The 19,962-nt window shown below is 51.6% G+C and carries 18 protein-coding genes; 10 read left to right on the top strand and 8 right to left on the bottom strand.

What is annotated here, in order from left to right; genetic code table 11:
- Nucleotides 1-2: 2 nt before the first annotated feature.
- The gene (locus LG201_RS01670; RefSeq protein ID WP_226770449.1) at nucleotides 3-2,246 is read right to left on the bottom strand and encodes a YgiQ family radical SAM protein; all 2,244 of its coding nucleotides are present in this window, start codon (nucleotides 2,244-2,246) and stop codon (nucleotides 3-5) included.
- 90 nt (nucleotides 2,247-2,336) lie between these two features.
- Here LG201_RS01670 and LG201_RS01665 point away from each other — a divergent pair, with 90 nt between their 5' ends.
- Nucleotides 2,337-3,611 (top strand): OmpP1/FadL family transporter, encoded by a 1,275-nt coding sequence (locus tag LG201_RS01665; RefSeq protein WP_226770448.1) that lies wholly within the window; start codon nucleotides 2,337-2,339, stop codon nucleotides 3,609-3,611.
- A 69-nt stretch (nucleotides 3,612-3,680) separates the two neighbouring features.
- Here LG201_RS01665 and LG201_RS01660 read toward each other — a convergent pair whose 3' ends face one another.
- The 3 genes from LG201_RS01660 to LG201_RS01650 all read right to left on the bottom strand — a co-directional run bounded on the left by LG201_RS01660 (nucleotide 3,681) and on the right by LG201_RS01650 (nucleotide 8,904).
- Complete coding sequence (locus tag LG201_RS01660; protein WP_226770447.1) at nucleotides 3,681-4,826, bottom strand: DUF4175 domain-containing protein; 1,146 nt, start codon at nucleotides 4,824-4,826, stop codon at nucleotides 3,681-3,683.
- Nucleotides 4,827-4,851: 25 nt separating this feature from the next.
- On the bottom strand, nucleotides 4,852-6,543 hold the full coding sequence (locus LG201_RS01655) for a sensor domain-containing diguanylate cyclase (protein ID WP_226770446.1): 1,692 nt from the start codon (nucleotides 6,541-6,543) through the stop codon (nucleotides 4,852-4,854).
- Nucleotides 6,544-6,714: 171 nt separating this feature from the next.
- Nucleotides 6,715-8,904: a heavy metal translocating P-type ATPase gene (locus tag LG201_RS01650; protein WP_226770445.1), complete on the bottom strand. Its 2,190-nt coding sequence runs from the start codon at nucleotides 8,902-8,904 to the stop codon at nucleotides 6,715-6,717.
- A gap of 101 nt (nucleotides 8,905-9,005) precedes the next feature.
- Here LG201_RS01650 and LG201_RS01645 point away from each other — a divergent pair, with 101 nt between their 5' ends.
- Entirely contained in the window at nucleotides 9,006-9,245 is a 240-nt protein-coding gene (locus LG201_RS01645) for a heavy-metal-associated domain-containing protein (RefSeq protein WP_226770444.1), read from the top strand.
- A gap of 96 nt (nucleotides 9,246-9,341) precedes the next feature.
- Here LG201_RS01645 and LG201_RS01640 read toward each other — a convergent pair whose 3' ends face one another.
- The 4 genes from LG201_RS01640 to LG201_RS01625 all read right to left on the bottom strand — a co-directional run bounded on the left by LG201_RS01640 (nucleotide 9,342) and on the right by LG201_RS01625 (nucleotide 12,828).
- Entirely contained in the window at nucleotides 9,342-10,724 is a 1,383-nt protein-coding gene (locus tag LG201_RS01640; protein WP_226770443.1) for a multicopper oxidase family protein, read from the bottom strand.
- 2 nt (nucleotides 10,725-10,726) lie between these two features.
- Nucleotides 10,727-12,115, bottom strand: a complete 1,389-nt coding sequence (locus LG201_RS01635) for a TolC family protein (RefSeq protein WP_226770442.1) — start codon at nucleotides 12,113-12,115, stop codon at nucleotides 10,727-10,729.
- A 3-nt stretch (nucleotides 12,116-12,118) separates the two neighbouring features.
- Entirely contained in the window at nucleotides 12,119-12,403 is a 285-nt protein-coding gene (locus tag LG201_RS01630; RefSeq protein WP_226770441.1) for a hypothetical protein, read from the bottom strand.
- 71 nt (nucleotides 12,404-12,474) lie between these two features.
- Nucleotides 12,475-12,828: a hypothetical protein gene (locus LG201_RS01625; RefSeq protein ID WP_226770440.1), complete on the bottom strand. Its 354-nt coding sequence runs from the start codon at nucleotides 12,826-12,828 to the stop codon at nucleotides 12,475-12,477.
- 142 nt (nucleotides 12,829-12,970) lie between these two features.
- Between LG201_RS01625 and aat the strand changes: the two genes are divergently transcribed.
- From aat to LG201_RS01585, 8 genes are all read left to right on the top strand, one after another.
- A complete protein-coding gene (gene aat / locus LG201_RS01620) occupies nucleotides 12,971-13,666 on the top strand; it encodes a leucyl/phenylalanyl-tRNA--protein transferase (protein WP_226770439.1) in 696 nt (231 codons plus the stop codon).
- Nucleotides 13,663-14,421 carry an arginyltransferase gene (locus LG201_RS01615; RefSeq protein WP_226770438.1) on the top strand — a complete coding sequence of 253 codons (759 nt, stop codon included), beginning with the start codon at nucleotides 13,663-13,665 and terminating at the stop codon, nucleotides 14,419-14,421. Before aat ends, LG201_RS01615 begins: the two co-directional genes overlap by 4 nt.
- Nucleotides 14,422-14,626: 205 nt before the next feature.
- Nucleotides 14,627-15,514, top strand: a complete 888-nt coding sequence (locus tag LG201_RS01610) for a prephenate dehydrogenase (protein WP_226770437.1) — start codon at nucleotides 14,627-14,629, stop codon at nucleotides 15,512-15,514.
- Complete coding sequence (aroA, locus tag LG201_RS01605; RefSeq protein WP_226770436.1) at nucleotides 15,502-16,788, top strand: 3-phosphoshikimate 1-carboxyvinyltransferase; 1,287 nt, start codon at nucleotides 15,502-15,504, stop codon at nucleotides 16,786-16,788. Before LG201_RS01610 ends, aroA begins: the two co-directional genes overlap by 13 nt.
- 25 nt (nucleotides 16,789-16,813) lie before the next feature.
- Nucleotides 16,814-17,485, top strand: coding sequence for a (d)CMP kinase (gene cmk, locus LG201_RS01600; protein ID WP_226770435.1), 672 nt, complete (start codon nucleotides 16,814-16,816; stop codon nucleotides 17,483-17,485).
- Nucleotides 17,486-17,576: 91 nt separating this feature from the next.
- Nucleotides 17,577-19,286 (top strand): 30S ribosomal protein S1, encoded by a 1,710-nt coding sequence (gene rpsA, locus LG201_RS01595; protein ID WP_226770434.1) that lies wholly within the window; start codon nucleotides 17,577-17,579, stop codon nucleotides 19,284-19,286.
- 11 nt (nucleotides 19,287-19,297) lie between these two features.
- Nucleotides 19,298-19,582: an integration host factor subunit beta gene (locus tag LG201_RS01590; protein ID WP_226756978.1), complete on the top strand. Its 285-nt coding sequence runs from the start codon at nucleotides 19,298-19,300 to the stop codon at nucleotides 19,580-19,582.
- Between the two features lie 129 nt (nucleotides 19,583-19,711).
- Entirely contained in the window at nucleotides 19,712-19,954 is a 243-nt protein-coding gene (locus LG201_RS01585; RefSeq protein ID WP_226770433.1) for a LapA family protein, read from the top strand.
- Nucleotides 19,955-19,962 lie beyond the last annotated feature (8 nt).

Raw genomic sequence — 19,962 nt, 5'->3', positions numbered from 1 at the left:
CCCTAGCGATGTGGGCGGTTGTTTTTCTTGACCGGTTTACCCTGGCTCGGCTTTGCGGCCACCGGCTTGCCTAAAGCCGGTCTGGAAACACCAGGCTTACCATTCCCGGGCTTGCCACTCCCAGCAGCAAACGGCACCTTGGCCGGACGGCGACTGCCATTGGCAGGCACAGGCTGCTTGGCGACAATCGGTTGCCAGGCTGGAATCAAGTGTTTCTTGCTATTCCCGATCAGGTCTTCCCTGCCCATATTTTTCAGTGCCTCACGCAGCATTGGCCAGTTGTTGGGGTCATGATAGCGAATAAACGCCTTATGCAGGCGGCGCACATTACCCGCTTTGGGGATAGGCACATCTTCACTATCCTCAGTCACCTTGCGCAACGGGTTTTTGCCGGAATGATACATGGCCGTCGCCATTGCCATCGGCGTGGGCGTGAATGTCTGCACCTGATCGAGCTTGAAATCATACTTCTTGAGCCAGAGCGCCAGATTCAGCATGTCTTCATCTGTGGTGCCCGGGTGTGCCGCAATGAAGTAAGGGATCAGATACTGCTCCTTACCTGCTTCACGCGAGAACTTCTCGAACATGGCCTTGAATTCGTCATAGGCATCCATGCGCGGCTTCATCATTTTGTTGAGCACATTTTCTTCAGAGTGCTCAGGCGCTATCTTGAGATAACCGCCCACGTGATGCTGCACCAGCTCCTTGACGTACTCGGGTGATTTCACCGCCAGGTCATAGCGCAAACCAGAACTGATCTGGATACGCTTGATGCCTTTAATGGCGCGCGCCTTGCGGTAAAGCTGGGTCAAGGCGGAATGGTCGGTATCAAGATTTTCACAAATGCCGGGGAATACGCATGACAGCTTGCGACAGGATTTCTCGATTTTTTCACTCTTGCAGGCCAGTCGATACATATTGGCTGTAGGGCCACCAAGATCAGAGATTGTGCCAGTAAAACCCTCGACTTTATCGCGAACTTCCTCGATCTCCTTCAGAATAGACTCTTCAGAGCGACTCTGGATGATACGGCCTTCATGTTCCGTGATCGAGCAAAAAGTACATCCGCCAAAACAACCGCGCATGATATTGACCGAAAAGCGGATCATCTCCCAGGCAGGGATTCGGGCTTTTTCATAAACCGGGTGCGGCGTACGCGCATAGGTCAGGTCGTAGACGTAGTCCATTTCCTTGGTGGTCAAAGGAATCGGCGGCGGATTCAGCCACACTTCTCGGTCACCATGGCGCTGAACCAGCGCGCGCGCATTGCCGGGATTGGCTTCCAGGTGCAATACGCGTGAGGCATGCGCATACAGCACTGGATTGCGCGCAACTTCCTCAAAATCAGGCAAGCGAATGAATTGTTTGCTGCGGTCTGCCTTCGGCTTGCGCACAATGGTAATGGCCTGCACTCCAGGGCCCAAATCAGCCGCAGCAGCTGCAGCCGCGGAAGTCGATGCACAAGAGGCACCGGTTTTTTCCATCGCAGGTTCCATGGCATAGGGGTCAACCGGGGTATCCACTTTTCCTGGGCGATCCAGTGCCGTGGATGCCACCTCTTGCCAACCTTCTGGCAGGACTTTGCGTAAAAACGCGGTACCACGAATATCCGTAATGTCGCTGAGAGTTTCACCCTTGGCAATGCGGTGACTGATTTCCACCAAGGCACGTTCAGCATTGCCATAAATCAGGATATCAGCCTTGGAATCGACCAAGACCGAGCGACGGACTTTGTCTGACCAGTAATCGTAATGGGCAATACGGCGCAAAGATGCCTCAATACTCCCAATCACCAGCGGCACTCCAGGAAAGGCCTCACGACAACGCTGCGAGTAGACCAGGATGGCACGATCAGGACGCCTGCCCGAAACCGCATCTGGAGTGTACGCATCATCAGAACGTATCTTGCGGTCAGCCGTATAGTGGTTGACCATGGAATCCATATTGCCAGCGGTAATACCAAAATAGAGGTTGGGTTTACCCAAGGCACGGAAAGGATCTGCTGACTGCCAGTCCGGTTGTGCAATAATTCCTACACGAAAGCCTTGGGCTTCCAGCAGACGGCCGATCAAGGCCATACCAAAGCTTGGATGATCAATATAGGCGTCGCCCGTGACCAGAATAATGTCGCAACTATCCCAACCCAAAATATCCATTTCAGCGCGACTCATGGGTAAAATGCGGGATGTGCCGAAACGCTTGGCCCAATAGGGGCGATAGGCGCTTAATAAACGAGGTGATTCCATAGGGGGTGCATTTTACCTTGGAATGCCAGCCCTATGATAAAAGTACAGTAAAAATTTCTAAAATCAATTGATAAATCAGGCAATTACTCAATGACTACCAGACTCATGCGCCTGACAGCGCAACAAGCAGGCCGGGGAGCGGCAACCTTGTTACTCAGCCTGGCGCTACCTGCGCATGCCACCAATGGCTTCAACCTGATTGGTTTCGGCGGTGAATCCCTGTTAATGGGCGGGGCCGACGTGGCAGTTGCCCGTGATTCATCTGCGATCAACACCAACCCGGCAGGCCTGGCGCAAATTCACGGCAAGGTATTCAATGGCTTCGGTAGCTTGCTGCGCACATTGGATCTCTCCCACGAAGACCAATATGGTAACGATGTCCATGCATCCAACCGTTACACTCCTCTGGCAGGAGGTAGTTACGCTCAGTCACTGAATGACCTGCCATGTACTGCGGGTATTGGAACCTTTGTGCAAGGGGGAGCTGGTGGTGTGTTCCGCAACATCAATACCTCATCGGGCACCCAGGATAATTTTTCTGCAAAATTCGGTATCGCCAAGATTGCCATGGGCATGGGCTGCCAGGTAACAGACAATCTGTCATTGGGCGCAACCATTGGCCTTACTTACGCCAGCCTCCAGCAATCGCTCTATCGTGACACGCCTAGTACCACAAGCGGTGTCAAAATTGCGGATGTAGATGGCATACGCCCCAATTTCAAGTTGGGCCTGCAATACAAACTCAGCCCCACGCTTACATTTGGCGCAGCTTACACAGAAAAAACCAAGCTGCCACTGACTGGTGGAACGTTTGCACTTAACATTGGCCCACAAACCGTCCATTACGATGATGCAAAGCTGGAAGGGTTTGCCACGCCACGGGAAGTAGCAGTCGGTTTGGCGTGGAAGCCTGACACTGACTGGCTCCTGGCGGTGAAGATTAACTGGATTAACTGGGCAGATGCTTTGAAAGCGACCACCCTAAGCGCCAAGAATCCAGATAGTGCTTTTGTCCCACAACAACTGTCAAATATCAATCGCCTGGATTGGCACAACCAGGTCGTGATCGCAATGGGCCTGGCATATGAGCTCAATGACAAAACAACGCTATATGCGGGCTACAACTACGGAAAGAACCCGATTCCTCGGGCGACAACCACACCGTTCATTGCAGGCATACTCGAACATCATTACACGGCAGGGGCAGCTTATAAATTCAGTCCGGAATGGACCTTCACCGGCGGGTTTGAATACTCGCCTGTGGTCAAGGTCAACTATAACAACCCCGAACTGCCCTTTGGCAATGCCCAACTAAGGAATGAGGCTTTATTCCTGCATTTCATGCTCAGCCGCCAGTGGCAATAAAGGTAAATTGATTTCACACATAAAAAGGCCGGCATCCGCCGGCCTTTTTACTTCCTGATGATTACGCTACTACTTTTGATCCAGGTCTATACTGGTATCGAAACCGAGAAGATTTCCCGCCCAGATAAAGACCACCCAGACCAGCACCCCGAACGGCAGGTACCCAAAGAAACCTTCTATCGGCATTTCGGCGAAAATATGGATCACATTGACATACGGGATGTTGTAGATCCAGTAGTTAGGGTTAGTTGCCAGCTCCGGCATCGGATGAGCACTACCGTAATTCCAGACCTCCCAGAAGAAGCCATTAAATAACGAGGCCAGTGCCACCAATATCATGGGTGCCCAATTACCTTGAGCCAAGGCACTGAAGGGGTTCCAGATATTGAGGCGAATCAGCACGCCAGACACGACCATCATCGGGCCTACCCACACCACCCAGAACAGCGGATAAGGCAGGAATGTCATCAGGAAGATCAGCGCAAAACCACCCAAGATCAACAAATTGGATGGCAATGCCAGCTTGGGCCCCTGACTGTAGCGTACAGAGAGCTTGGGGCAGGTCTTGAGCAGTGTGTACCACTCAAAGATCGCAGGCCAGACTGTGGTGTAGGCAATCAGGAACAGAGCGACGATCAACTCGTGCGACAGGCCGGGAATATGCGTATTGGGGTAGTACCAGTTGCCGAGTACGAAGTAATCGTAATACTCGAAGAACAGCCAGCCAAATACCGAGACCAAGGCACTGATGGCAAACGTTTTGGGCTTGCTGGACACCAGCGAAATCCCATTGTTCCGACGATAAACCAAGCCATCCAGCACCAGAATGAAGCCCCACCACATTGGGCTGAACGCATAGTAGACCAGATCACCGAACGGCGTGATGCGTGTCCACATCAGCCACCAGAAGAACAGCATGAATACGGCGCCTATCCAGAACCAGATAGGGAATGACAGCTTGCTGGGTGCCGGGCCAGGACTCACCTGTTTGAAACCAAACCAGGTCGGGAACAACAGGAAAATAGCAAATGCGATCTCGACCAGCCCCACCAGGGTGAACACCAGCAGGTTGAAGCCGGGCATATCGGAAACATAATCAGGTGGGAACACACCGAAGCCGGGCGGCAGGTGAGTATCGGGATAGGCAAACCACGCCGCAATCAAAGGTAAAGCCAGGCATAATAGCACTGGCCACAGCAAAGGCCACTTCTTCATCTTAAATCTCCCCTGGTTAAAAAAGTTATGTTTGTGTCGTTATTTTTCTGGAAAATTGCGGCATGCCACGCTGACGTTCGCGCTTATGGGCATACATGCGTGTATCCGCAAGATATTTCAATACGTTACCATCCCGGCTTTCCATGGCATGGGCAATACCATAGCTCATTCCGGAAAATTCGAAACCTCGAGTATGCAGCACCTTCATCGCGGCCTGCAGGCGCGACTCTAATTGGCTGACATTACCCGATGCGCTGGTAATGGCAAACTCGTCACCGCCAATTCTATGCAGAACCCCCGTCTCGCCCATGGCCTCCTGCACTGCCTGGGAAAAACCGCACAGCAGCTCATCTCCACGCTTATGTCCAAAATTATCGTTGTAAAATTTCAGGCCATCGATATCAATAAACACCAGCACCCCTTCTGGCGGCAACATATCCAGTTGCTGATCAAGCGCATAACGATTGGGCAAACTGGTCAGTGCATCGGTATGCGCAATTTGCAGATGATGCTCAGACAAAGTCAATGCATGCTCTTTTTCATGGTGCAGCAGGGCAAACTGGCGTGCAAGCACCAAGGCCAGCAATACCATTTCCACCGTGACTGCCAACATGCCGAAGTGCTCAATATAAATCGTATTGGAACCATGCACCTGGGCATTCGAAATGGAATAAGAACCGATGACAAAGAACGCCATTACAGCCACCAGGTAATACTTGGCAATCAAATGGCCACGCCATGCGCGCCTGATGCCAGCAATCAACCCATATAACATGATCAGGCCAACACCATAGCGATCAAACTCCAATGACCAATGCGGCCATAGTATGGAAACGGGGATAAATATCACCATGGCATAAATAATCCAGCGCCCCACGCGATAGAGCATGGAGTATTTTTGCTGGTTGATTCCCAATAGGTGAGTCACAAACAAGATGTACGCAATATTTGAAAACAGGATAGGAAAGCTGATCAGGTAAAACCAGTGTATTCCCACCAGGTCTGGCAATATCAGCAAGGCCATGCCGTTATAGAACAGGTTGCCAAAAATAAACAGGGCGTACATATAGTCCGTCACCTGCTTGCGCACATACCCCAAGGCCGAGTAATAAATCATGAGAATAAACATGGCGCCATAACATAAGAGCACCATGGCATTACCCGGCTTGATGGACTGCTGATAAGTCTTGAGCGTAGCTAAATAGGGCTCAGGATGAGCAAGAAAAAAAGGGGATTCAAGCTCACTGACTAGCCGGTAATGCCCAGCTGGCAACATCATATCGCGGCCATGGCGCAATATATAAGGATTGGGTTCTTGGGACTGGATCCCACCATGTAGCGTAGACAGCAGCTTGCCTTGAGCGTCATATATCCGGTGGGTGAATTTTCCTATGACGCTGGAGCTTTTAAAATCAATGACGTAATGCGCACTGGTGGGCAGCTCGAAATCGGCTTTATAAAGAAAGTGTCCACCGCTGCTGGCCGGATGGAGAACGGGAGTGAGCCCCGTGTTGTCTTTGTCATGTGCCACCTGGTTGAAAGAACTCCCTGTCGCCTCATACCATTGCCCTGCCAGCGCCGATGGTTCAGCCACAGACAAACAAGCATGCATGCCTAGCCAGGCCAGCACCAGCCACGACCACAGACTGCCCCACTTCAGGGGCTTATGGAAACCTGGGTGATATCCACGCATAAACCCACCGATTATGATGATCACGATGCGCTATCCCGGCCCACATCATGGCCTGGATATTAAATACACCATAGCACTGCATACCAAATACACGATCATGCTGGATGTAGTGAGCTGACATCGTATGATTGATTTCCATGGCCGCAGATTCTACCCTGCAATCACTTGATTGATCATTATTTGTTGAAGCATTTATCACTCCTGTGAAGACCCAGCACTTGGGCGCCAACGACGCAACAATAATGCATTCGATACCACACTGACGGAACTAAGTGCCATTGCGGCTCCCGCCATGACCGGACTGAGCTGGCCAAAGACCGCTAGGGGAATTCCGATCATATTGTAGATAAATGCCCAGAACAGATTCTGCCTGATCTTGTTGTAAGTGCGCCGCGATACCAAAATCGTATCTGCCACCAGCAATGGGTCCGAACGCATCAAGGTTACGGCTGAAGTATGCATGGCCACATCCGTACCGCTGGACATCGCAAAGCTAATATCAGCAGACGCCAGTGCTGGCGCATCATTAATGCCATCGCCTACCATTGCCACCACATGGCCTTGTTGGCGCAGTGCCATGATGACGCTGGCTTTGCTTTCCGGCAACTGTTCCGCACGTACTTCATCCATACCAAGCTGCTGAGCCACGCGCTGTGCACTGACCGGGTTATCCCCAGTCAACAATATAGTGTGAATCCCCAGTTTGCGCAGGTGTTGGATGGCGGCTTTGGACTGAGGCTTGATCTCATCTCCAAATGCCAACAAACCTAACAATCTAGCCTGCCCCTGTTCTTTCTCTGCCAGCCATGAAATGGTGAGTCCCTGTTGCAGTAACCCTTGCGCCTGAACATCCAGCAGCCCCATCTCAACGCCAATGTCCTGCATGCAGCGCACATTACCAAAGAATACCGTACGTCCTGCCACGGTGGCCTGCAGTCCGCGACCTGGTAATCCCCTTGCATTGGTAGCCGCCGCAAAAGTGATGGCATGTTGTTTGGCATAATCAAGCACAGCCTGTGCCAGGGGGTGATGGCTCCCGCTTTCCAGGGAGGCCGCAAGGCTTATTAGCGTTGTTTCATCGGTGCCTGCCACCAATACATCCGTGACCACAGGTCTACCTTCAGTAAGCGTTCCAGTCTTGTCGAAGGCGACATAATTGATGCGATGTGCCAACTCTAGTGCATCTGCATCCTTGATCAAAATACCGTAGCGCGCTGCCACACCAGTACCCGCCATCATCGCCGTCGGCGTTGCCAGCCCGAGTGCACATGGGCATGCAATCACCAGCACGGCAACCGCATTGAGCAAAGCCTGATCCCACGCCCCGTTATAGAAACCCCAGCCCAACAAGGTAAACAAGGATATCGCCAGCACCACAGGCACAAATATCGCACTGACCTTATCCACCAGCCGCTGAATGGCAGGCTTGGCAATCTGTGCATCTTCCACCATGCGGATAATCCGCGACAATGTGGTTTCTGTGCCAACAGCCAGCGTTTCCACCAGCAAGACGCCATCCAGATTGACTGCTCCACCCGTGACACGCGCATTGAGGGATTTCTTGACCGGCTCACTTTCCCCGGTCAGTAGAGACTCATCCAAATAACTTATGCCCTCAACAATCCTGCCATCTACAGGCATACGTTCGCCCGGACGCACCACAACCACATCACCCACCTTGATGTTAGCCAAGGGCACATCCCGCTCCTGCCCATCACGCCTGACTCTGGCAGTATCCGGACGTAATGCCTGAAGGGCGCGTATTGCCTCAGTAGTTTGGCGTCTGGCGCGGGTTTCCAGCCATTTACCCAGCATCACCAGGGTGATCACGGCACTGGATGCCTCAAAATACAGATGTTCAGGGTGGCGAAATAGCAGATAGAGAGATAAACCATAAGCGGCTGAAGTGCCTATTGCCACCAGCAAATCCATATTACCGGACAGATTTACCGCGGCTTTCCAGCCCGACCTGTAAAATCGCGCTCCGAGCCAGAACTGCACAGGCGTTGCCAGCAAGGCCTGTACCCAGCCTGGGAGCATCCAATGCTGTCCAAAAATACTACCCAGCATGGGCAATACTAACGGCGCGGTCAGCAAGGCAGCACATACGACCTTCCACCCTTCCTGACCATCATTGATATCCGGCAGCCGGGTTCCCGGATGAATCAATTGCGCACCATACCCCAGCTTGGCCACTACTGCCGTGACAGCCTCGGCCAGTCCAGGGCTTGCGGCTTCTACATGCGCACGTTCAGTCGCGAGGTTGACCGAAGCCACGTTTACACCCGGCAGTTTGTGCAGTGCTTTTTCTATACGTCCAGCACAAGCAGCGCAGGTCATGCCGCTGATGGCAAAATCAAGTGTATGTACATCCGGTTCGGGCATGGCAGCACTTTTTCAGGCAAATCGATCATGATTGCGCTTATACAATACTGAAGCACAATCTCTAAATAGCAATAACGGCAGGATCAAGGCTGGACTTTACCATGTCATACTTACACACCAATCAAGTCCTCATGGAGACCAAGTCAATGTATGTATTCAAGGTGAACGACATTAGTTGCAATCACTGTGTGCAGTCCATTACCCAAGCCGCGCTAGAAGTGGATAACAACGCCAAGGTAAATGTAGATATCTCCAGCAAAACCGTCAGTATAGAAAGTAACGCCGATCAAGCACTTTTCAGGGAGGCCATCACGGAAGCTGGCTACACGCCTGAGCAATAATTAATACACCGCTCAGCGGTGTATTAATTACATAACGCATTACATACCACCCTCTTTTTTAATAAATGTAATCATTAGCCCAGAAGACCCTTCGATTCAATGATGGTCATGAGAAGCAGGCTTCCTGACATGCACATCATGAACTTCTGTTCCTTGTCCCGACTCATGATGAACAGGCGCTCGGTCGACGCTCAAGCCCGTATTATCAACCTCATAGGCCACTGTCCCCTTGGGGTGCTTGTAATGCCCAGGATCTTTATAGTCTCCTTTTTTCAATCCATCGCGAACCTTGACTGTAGTAAACATCCCACCCATATCCATGGGGCCAAACTGCCCATTGCCGCTCATCATGGGCAGTGTATTTTCCGGCAAGGGCATGGACATTTCCCCCATTTCAGACATGCCAGCTTCTCCCATAGGCATATAGTCCGGTAGCAAGTCCGTGATTTTATCTACCAAGTCGCGCTGATCCACGCCTATCATGGTGGGAACTTCGTGACCCATCGCATTCATGGTGTGGTGACTCTTGTGGCAATGGAATGCCCAGTCTCCCGGCTCATCGGCGGTAAACTCTATCGCGCGCATCTGCCCCACAGCAATGTCGGTCGTCACTTCAGGCCAGCGCGAAGCTGGCGGTGTCCAGCCGCCATCAGTCCCAGTCACCACAAACTCATGCCCATGCAGGTGTATGGGGTGATTGGTCATACTGAGATTTCCCACTCTGATGCGCACCTTCTCCCCCCTGGCTGCCACCATAGAATCAATCCCTGGGAACACACGGCTATTAAAAGTCCACAAATTCTGTTCCAGCATGGTACTCACCTTGGGGGTATAGCTACCTGGTGCAATGTCATACGCATTGATCAACAATACATAATCCCGATCTACCCGCATCAGCTCAGGATTTTTCGGATGTGTCACCCAGAAACCCATCATGCCCATAGCCATCTGCACCATTTCATCTGCATGTGGGTGATACATAAACGTCCCGGCACGCTTGGCCTCAAACTCATAAACAAAAGTCTTGCCTGGTGCAATCGCAGGCTGGGTCAAGCCACTAATCCCATCCATGCCATTCGGCAAGCGCTGCCCATGCCAGTGGACACTGGTAGATTCTGGCAGGCGATTGGTGACATAAATACGCACACGATCCCCCTGCACTACTTCTATCGTGGGACCAGGGCTCTGGCCGTTATAGCCCCAGAGATGGGCTTGCATTCCCGGCGCAACTTCACGGACCACCGGTTCCGCCACCAAGTGAAACTCTTTCACGCCATTGTTCATGCGCCAGGGCAATGTCCAGCCATTCAGGGTAACCACTGGATTGTAAGAGCGCCCACTGTGTGGCACCAAAGGAGACTGCGTGTCCGCGTGCTCTACACTGACGATCTCAGGCAAAGCCGCCATGGCCACCTTGCTCACACTGGCAGCAGCCAGTGCTGCGCCTCCCAGCTTGAAGAAATCTCGCCTGTTCAACATTCCTATTCCTTTCGATTGCCAACAGCGAGCGCTAGCGGCCCTACGGTTGCCAACTCCAGATCAGCCTCTGCCAGCCAGAAATCACGCAGTGCTGCTATATATTGATTGACGCTACCCACTTGTGTCCTGACATCCGCCAACAGATCAAATGCACTGACCAGCATGCCGTTGTAACGTAATTGATTTTCTTGCAGGATACGATGACGCAAGGGCACAATCTCGTCACGATAATGCCTGGCAATCTCGTAACGTACCCCATAGCTGTTATAGGCCTGACGAACTTCCGACTGTGCATCAACCACTACCTGTGCAGTGTGATTCAAGGCTTCCATATACATCGCCTCAGCACGCGCTACCCGCGCATTGCCAGCATCAAACAATGGCAATTCAAATGCGACTTCCACGCCATTCTTGTAAGCGTCTCCGCGCCGCCCTTCCAGCACTCGCGCCGGACCCAGCTCCAGCACATTGATAAAGCGCGTGGTTTTTGTCAGGCCCAGGCGTTTAGCCAAGGTTTCTACTTCCAGGCGCTGGGCTTGTAGATCTAACCTCAGATCAAAGGTATTTTTCTCTATCTGCAACAGGCTGGCTTCATTGCTGGGTAAATCCGGCAAGTGGGCTGGCAAGGTAAAAAGCGCTCTATCTGCCAGCCCTAATGACCGTGCCAGTTCCTCTTGCGCATTCACCTGCTGCTCACGCGCTCTGGCATACTCCAGCGCCGCATCGGCATAAAACCCCTGCTCACGCGCCTGATCCAGCTTACTCCAGTTGCCTTGCTGATACATTCTCCGTGCAAGCTCCGCAGCAGCTTCCGCAGATTGCTGAACCTGTGCAGCATAGCTCACTGCCTGATTGGCAGCGACAGCATGAACCCAGGCGCGACGCACTACTTGCGCCCGTTGGATCACAGCTAGGCTGACCGCTTGCTTGGTTTGCTCAAACCGACGCCGCTCGATTTCTGTGGCTTTAGGCATGGTGATAAAAGCAAAGACATTCATGGTGAATGCCTGCTCTATCTTGTAATCCCCGTCATTACGCGCATACAGCATGGAAAAGCGAGGATTGGGCAAACGCCCCGCTTGTACCAGGTCAGCCTCAGCAATCCCAAGTTCGGCATAGCTGGCCTGCAGGCCTTTGTTATTCAACAAGGCCAGTTGTACCGCATTATCCACACTCAATGGCTGCGCCAACAACTCTTTGACACGCTCACCAGTTTCAGCGGACGAATTGCCATCCCGCTCCCAGCTCAATGTCTGCTTGAGATGCTTGCCCACGCCTTGTTTGACATCATCAAATCCACCATCCCGACTGAAACTAGTGCAAGCACTCAGGGAGAGCAATAACAACAATGCCGCACTACCGCGCATCGTGATATCTCGCTTGGCATTCATGGACTATTTCCCGTGTTGCATATGCTGACTATGGTCATGCTCTGCATGACCTTCCATCTCATGATGGCCTGCATGGTCATCTTGCTTCGTCGGGAGTTTTCCAGAGGTTTTGCCTGGTGATGGTTCAAATGCCTGGTATTGATTCAGGGCAGGCTGATAAGGCAGATGCTGCTCGGGTGTCTTGTGATCGTGAGCACTATGGTCATGAGTTTGCGGGGTATCTGCATAAGTAGTGGCAGAAACAACAAGAATGAATGCCGCAACAACGGCGGATAAAGTAGATGACATGATGCTGACTCCGTACATGATCAAAAAGCCTTGTATTCAAGGACTGGTAAAGGGCGGCAATGCCGCTGCGATCATGAGTTGATAGGGGGTCGTTGCAACAAGGCTAAAGCGGGAGAGAAGTATATGACCTCACGCGCATCATCTTGAGGACTGTATGGCTTCGCGATCGTATTGAATGTTGGCAAAGACAGCAACATACTGAAACAGGACAGGCAATCATGGCAACTGCTGCAATTTGCACTGCTTGTATCATGCCCTGCATGTTGATTAGCATGCTGCATTGCCTGGTGATCATGTTGTGTATGGACTGCATGTTCATGCTGCATGGAATCTGCAGACGGCAGATGCAATACCGTACTGGCCGAAACAGTGTCGATCAGAAATATGGTGAGCAATAGCAGGGCAAAAGTGCGTAAATAGCGCATGGGCTCATTAAAGCATACCGACGCAGGCCGGTAAAGCACCCCAGGCATGCCATCCAGATGATAAGCTAGGCATGAATCATGGATAATGCATCATGCTGAATTTAATCCCTTCCCACCTATTCGTTAGCGCACTGTTTGGCAGATGAGCCACCGTTATTACCGTTTGCCAGGTGGATTGGTACGCGCACTGGACGCCAATACCCCTTTCCCTGCATTAAGTGAAGCGCTGCAAGAACCTAACGGCCTGATTGCAGTAGATGGTGACCTGTCAGCCAAACGCCTGCTGGAAGCATACCAATTGGGGATATTTCCCTGGTTCAGCGCAGGAGAGCCTATCTTGTGGTGGAGTCCAGACCCTCGCATGGTCTTGTTTCCGCAAGAGCTCAAGATTTCAAAGTCGCTGTCAAAACGCTTGAAGAAGCCAGATTATGAAGTACGCTTCAACACCGTATTCAGCGAGGTCATCCAGGCCTGTGCGAACACTGGGCGAGATGGACAGGATGGTACCTGGATCACGCAGCAGATTATGGATGGTTATAGCCAACTGCACGCATTGGGTTATGCCCACAGCGCAGAAACCTGGATAGATGGCAAACTGGTCGGCGGACTGTATGGCGTTCGCATTGGGAATATGTTTTATGGTGAATCTATGTTTCATCATGTCACCGACGCGTCCAAACTGGCATTTGTACACATGGTCAAGCATTTACAGCAGGGCGGATGCGGCATGATAGATTGCCAAATGAAGACAGCGCATCTGATCTCTCTAGGAGCGCGCGAAATTTCTAGGGCAGAATTTTCCCAACGGCTAGATGAATTGGTACACTACCCTTCATGACCTTGCCTGGTGAACAACATCTACAAAAAATCCAGTTCTACGCGACAACTGCGTACGCCTGTGGCTACCTCAAGGATCAGCCAGCACAATCCCTGATTGCGACGCCGCATCACCTGATTGATGCCCAGGCATACAGCGGCTTGATCAAGCTGGGTTTCCGCCGTAGTGGCAAGTTTGCCTATCGCCCTCACTGCGAAACCTGCCATGCCTGCATTCCGGTGCGCTTACCCGTGACAGAATTCAAGCCAAAACGCAGCCAGCGACGCGCATGGAGCCATCATCAAACCCTGTCCGTATCCTTGATGGAACTGACATTTTCTGAAGAACATTTTGCACTGTATTCCGCCTACCAAATTGCACGGCATGAAGGGGGTTCCGGTGACCCGGAAACTGCCGAACAATACCGCAATTTTCTGGTACAGAGCAATGTAGAAAGCCTGATGGTGGAATTCCGCGACCATGGCGTACTCAAGATGGTCAGCGTGGTGGATATTGTCCGCGATGGTATTTCTGCGGTATATACTTTTTATGATGCCAGCGACCTGCACGCCAGCTATGGTACTTACAATGTGATGTGGCTACTGGAGTGGTGCAGAACCCTCAACCTGCCCTATCTATACCTGGGATACTGGATCAAGGAAAGCCGTAAAATGGCTTACAAAAAAAACTTTCTGCCCCAGGAAGGCCTGGTCGATGGGTCCTGGCAGCCAATACATCTTGAGGGTGATGGCCCAGATCAATCAAGACAAGATTAATACACCATAAAGCTTGCGTGCCCAATGAACTTTATTACTCTTCACGCACTCTGAATCTTCACTCCTTGTCGTCTCCGAGCAAACGGCGTTTTAGTGATGTCAAACTCACTAAAACGCCGCTCTTGCTAACTGTCTCCAGCCCCCGAAGTGCCTGTCAAGCATGATACAATCGCGCTTTTAATCTGACAGCTGTCGCACTACAAACTTGAAAAAACTGCTTATTTTCGGTGTGGGCCTGATTGGTGGCTCACTTGCACTTGCGCTCAAACGTTCCCAGCCAGGCTGGCATGTGGTGGGTATTGGTCGCCATGGTGACAGTCTGCAAGAAGCCATCAGCCTGGGGATCATTGATGAGTCGGCAACCGACTTGTCGGCTGCGTTACACAATACCGACATAGTGGTCATTGCTACGCCCGTCGCCCAGACTCCCGCCATCTTCAGTGCAATTGCACCCTTTCTTGACAGCCATACCGTCATTACCGATGTTGGCAGCACAAAGGCTGATATATCAAGTGACGCCTTGCGTTTGCTTGATAAGCATGCCTGCCGTTTTGTACCCGGGCACCCGATTGCAGGTGCAGAAAAAAGTGGCCCTGCAGCCGCTAATGCCGACCTGTTCGTCAATAAAAATGTCGTGCTTACGCCCACAGAAATCACTGACACTCATGCCGTGAATACCGTACGCGAGCTATGGCAAACAACAGGCGCTCGTGTACGTCAGATGAGTGCAAGTGAGCATGATGGCATATTTGCCGCCGTCAGCCATTTGCCACACCTGCTGGCATTTGCGCTGGTTGATGACCTGGCCTCGAGGACTAATTCATCCCAGTTTTTTGAGTTTGCGGCCAGTGGCTTTCGCGACTTCACACGCATTGCTGGCAGCTCACCGGAAATGTGGCGTGATATCAGCCTTGCCAACCGTGAAGCCCTGTTACAAGAGCTGGACACTTACCAGCAAGCGCTGTCGCAATTACGCGAGTCCCTGCATAACGAGGATGGCAATCAATTACTTGCATTATTTGATCGTGCCAGTCGCGCCCGTATTGAATGGGCGCAACAGCACCCCCAACAGGCCTCATCATGGAAAATCTGACCCTTCAAGCCGCCAGCAAAGCCCATGGCAGCATCAAGCTCCCCGGCTCCAAGAGTATTTCCAATCGCACCCTGCTGCTAGCCGCACTAGCTTCAGGCATCACCGAAATACACGACCTGCTGGCATCCGATGATACCCAGCGCATGCTGGAAGCCTTACTAACCCTGGGCGTCGGCCTTGAGCAAACGGGTGCACACCAATGGCGGGTACACGGTACTGCGGGCCATTTTCCGGTAAAACAGGCTGCACTGTTCCTGGGTAATGCAGGGACGGCCTTCCGCCCACTCACCGCTGCACTGGCCTTATCGCAAGGCGAATATGAACTCTCGGGCATTGCCCGTATGCATGAGCGCCCGATTGGGGATTTGGTGGATGCGCTCAATACCGCAGGGGCCAACATAGAATACCTGGACAACCCAGGCTTTCCGCCACTCAGCATTCATTCCTCCACCCTCAATACGACTGCACCAATCAAGGTGCGCGGCGACGTTTCCAGTCAATTTCTCACCGCCTTGCTGATGGCATTACCACTGGCTGGTGAAGCCATCACCATAGAAGTGACAGGAGATCTGATCTCCAAGCCTTATATCGAGATTACGCTGAATCTGATGGCGCAATTCGGTGTCATGGTGGAGCGTGATGAATGGCGCTCATTCACTATTCCAGCCAATAGCCGCTATCAAAGCCCTGGCAGCATTCATGTAGAAGGTGATGCCTCCTCCGCTTCCTACTTTCTCGCTGCAGGAGCGATAGGTCAAGGCCCGGTAAGAGTTGAAGGGGTTGGTAGCAAAAGCATCCAGGGCGACATACGCTTCATCGAGGCACTGGAATTAATGGGAGCCAATATCAGCGCAGGTGAACACTGGATTGATGTCAGTCACAATGGCAGCAAGTTGAAGGCCATAGATCTGGACTGCAACCATATCCCCGATGCCGCAATGACGCTGGCCATACTCGCCCTGTTTGCAGATGGCAGCAGCACCCTACGCAACATTGCAAGCTGGCGCGTCAAGGAAACTGACCGCTTGAGCGCGATGGCAGCTGAATTAAGAAAAGTGGGGGCAACCGTCGAAGAAGGTAGCGATTACCTTACCGTCACGCCCCCCTTCCAACTCACGCCCAATGCCGTCATAGATACCTATGACGATCACCGCATGGCCATGTGTTTCTCACTGGTTGCGCTAGGCGGCGTACCCATCACCATCAACGACCCAAAGTGTGTGGCCAAAACCTTTCCCGACTATTTTGAACGTTTTGCAAGCATTAGCCATTAGCCCAAATAATTACTGAATCACATCCATGTCCACAGCCCCTATCCCCGTTATTGCCATTGATGGCCCATCTGCCTCAGGCAAAGGTACCATTGCCCAAATAGTCGCCAGCAAGCTTGGCTATCACTACCTGGACTCAGGCGCCATCTACCGCATCACTGCACTAGCAGCGAAAAACCTGGGGGTTTCCTGGCAGGATGAAACCGCGCTGGCAGCCCTGGCAGAAAAAATGAATATCCGTTTTGAACAAGGTCAGATACTGCTTAATGGGGAGATTATCACCGAGGCTGTTCGCACTGAGGAAATCAGCCGTGGCGCCTCAGAGGTAGCCGTACACCCCCAGCTAAGAACCGCGTTACTCGGCCTGCAAAAGAGCTTTCGCCAGGTACCCGGCTTGGTGGCAGACGGGCGCGATATGGCGACCGTTATATTTCCTGATGCGCAGACCAAGATATTTCTCACCGCGAGTGCTGAGATACGCGCGGAAAGACGCTATAAACAGTTGATAGAAAAAGGGATACATGCTAATCTGGCAGACATCTTGCAGGATTTGCAAACCCGGGATGCGAGAGATCAGCAAAGATCTGTTGCTCCGCTGCAGCAAAGCAAGAACGCAACATTGCTGGAAACCAGCGCGCTTAGTATAGAGCAAGCGGTTCAGGCTGTACTGGATTGCAGACAGCAAAGCATAAATGCTTAAATTTTTGTAGTAAGTGTGCCGTGAATCCCACCGATTCGTGGTTTTTTTAATTTGACCCGCTGCACGGCGGGATTATCTGGATATTTTTTTAATGGCTAACCTTTCAACCACAACCTCCTCCATGGAAAGCTTTGCAGCTCTTTTCGAGGAAAGCCTGGCTCGCCAGGAAATGCGCTCCGGTGAAGTGATCACTGCTGAAGTTGTTTCAGTCGATGATGATTTCGTTATTGTTAATGCAGGCCTGAAATCCGAAAGCGTGATTCTGGCTGCTGAATTCCGTAACGACCGTGGCGAACTCGAAGTCAGCGTAGGCGATTTCGTTAAAGTATGTATCGAATCCCTGGAAGATGGTTATGGTTCAACCAAGCTTTCGCGTGAGAAAGCCAAGCGCCTGGCTGCATGGCTGGATCTTGAAGAAGCAATGAATGAATCCCGCATCATCAAGGGTATGGTCAATGGCCGTGTCAAGGGTGGTCTGACTGTCATGGTGAACAGCATTCGTGCATTCTTGCCAGGTTCACTGGTTGACCTGCGTCCTGTTAAAGACACAACACCATTCGAAAACAAGGAATGGGACTTCAAGGTTATCAAGCTGGATCGCAAGCGTAACAACGTTGTGGTTTCACGCCGTGCCGTGCTGGAAGAAAGCATGGGCGCTGACCGCGAAGCACTGCTTGAGTCCTTGAAAGAAGGCGCAGTGGTTAAGGGTATCGTTAAGAACATCACTGATTACGGTGCATTCGTTGATCTGGGTGGCATTGATGGCTTGTTGCACATCACTGACCTGGCATGGCGCCGTGTCAAGCACCCATCAGAAGTGCTGACTGTTGGTGAAGAAGTTGAAGCCAAGATCCTGAAGTTCGATCAAGAGAAGAATCGTGTTTCCCTGGGTATCAAGCAGTTGGGTGATGATCCATGGGTTGCACTGACACGCCGTTACCCAGTGGGTACACGTCTGTTCGGCAAGGTAACCAACTTGACCGACTACGGCGCATTCGTTGAAATCGAACCAGGTATTGAAGGTTTGGTCCACGTATCCGAAATGGACTGGACAAACAAGAACGTACATCCTGCCAAGATCGCTCAACTGGGCGACGAAGTAGAAGTCATGATTCTGGAAATCGACGAAGACCGTCGCCGTCTGTCACTGGGCATGAAACAATGCCAGGCCAACCCATGGGATGACTTTGCTGCTTCCCACAAGAAGGGTGACAAGGTTAGCGGTCAAATTAAGTCCATCACTGACTTCGGCGTATTCATCGGCTTGCCTGGTGGTATCGACGGCCTTGTGCACTTGTCCGACCTGTCATGGAATCAAACTGGCGAAGAAGCGATCCGCAACTTCAAGAAGGGTGACGAACTGGAAGCAGTTGTTCTCAGCATTGATGTTGAGAAAGAGCGTATCTCCTTGGGCGTTAAGCAACTGGATAGCGATCCATTCAGTGCTTACACTTCATTGAACGACAAGGGTGCTATCGTTAAGGGTGTCGTCAAGTCTCTCGAAGCCAAGGGCGCAGTCATTACCCTGGACGGCGAGGTTGAGGGCTACCTGCGTGCTTCCGAAGTTTCCCGTGACAAGGTGGAAGATATTTCCACAGTGCTTAAGGAAGGCGAAGAAGTTGAAGCCCGCATCACCAACATTGACCGCAAGAACCGTTCTATCACCTTGTCAATCAAGGCTAAGGACATGGCTGATGAAGCTGATGCAATGCAAAAATTCAGCAATGACGCAGGTTCTGCCGGCACCACCAATCTTGGTGCGTTGCTGAAGGCTAAGCTTGACGGCAAAAACAACGAGTAAGGCGTCAAGCCATGACCAAATCAGAGTTGATTGCCAATCTGGCTGCGCGTTTCCCGCAACTAGTCGTCAAGGATGCCGAGCTTTCTGTTAAGGCTATTCTTGACTCAATGACGGACAATCTTGCTACTGGTGAGCGTATCGAAATCCGTGGATTCGGTAGTTTCAGTCTGAACTACCGTCCACCACGGCTAGGCCGCAACCCTAAGACTGGTACCAAGGTACAAGTGCCTGAGAAGTATGTTCCACACTTCAAGGCAGGCAAAGAGTTGCGTGAACGTGTTGACCTGAGTGAATAAGCGCAGCAGTTTGCGCTAAAGAAACGGCAGTATCCTTATGGATGCTGCCGTTTTTTTTGGCTTTTTTGCATCAATTCATTAACGCTTTTACGTCTGCTTGGGTAAAATTGAACCATGCGCACCCTATACATGATTTTAAGTATTCTGTTGTTTATCCTGCTGCTGGGCTTCGCCTTCAAGAACTCAGCGCCTGTTGAACTGGCTTATTACCTCGGCTACTCTTGGCGAGCACCGCTTTCCCTGATGCTCTTGATCACCTTCTTCACGGGTATTATTGCAGGCATCATTGCCTGCCTGGGCTCGCTGATCAGGCAGAAACGCAAGCTGCTGGCACTGGAACGTGAGCTGAAAAACCTGAAATTAAACAGCTAATAACCTCT

The sequence above is a fragment of the Methylobacillus gramineus genome, assembly GCF_020532675.1.
Lineage (GTDB): Bacteria > Pseudomonadota > Gammaproteobacteria > Burkholderiales > Methylophilaceae > Methylobacillus > Methylobacillus gramineus.
This window is presented reverse-complemented; position numbering and strand designations above follow the sequence as displayed.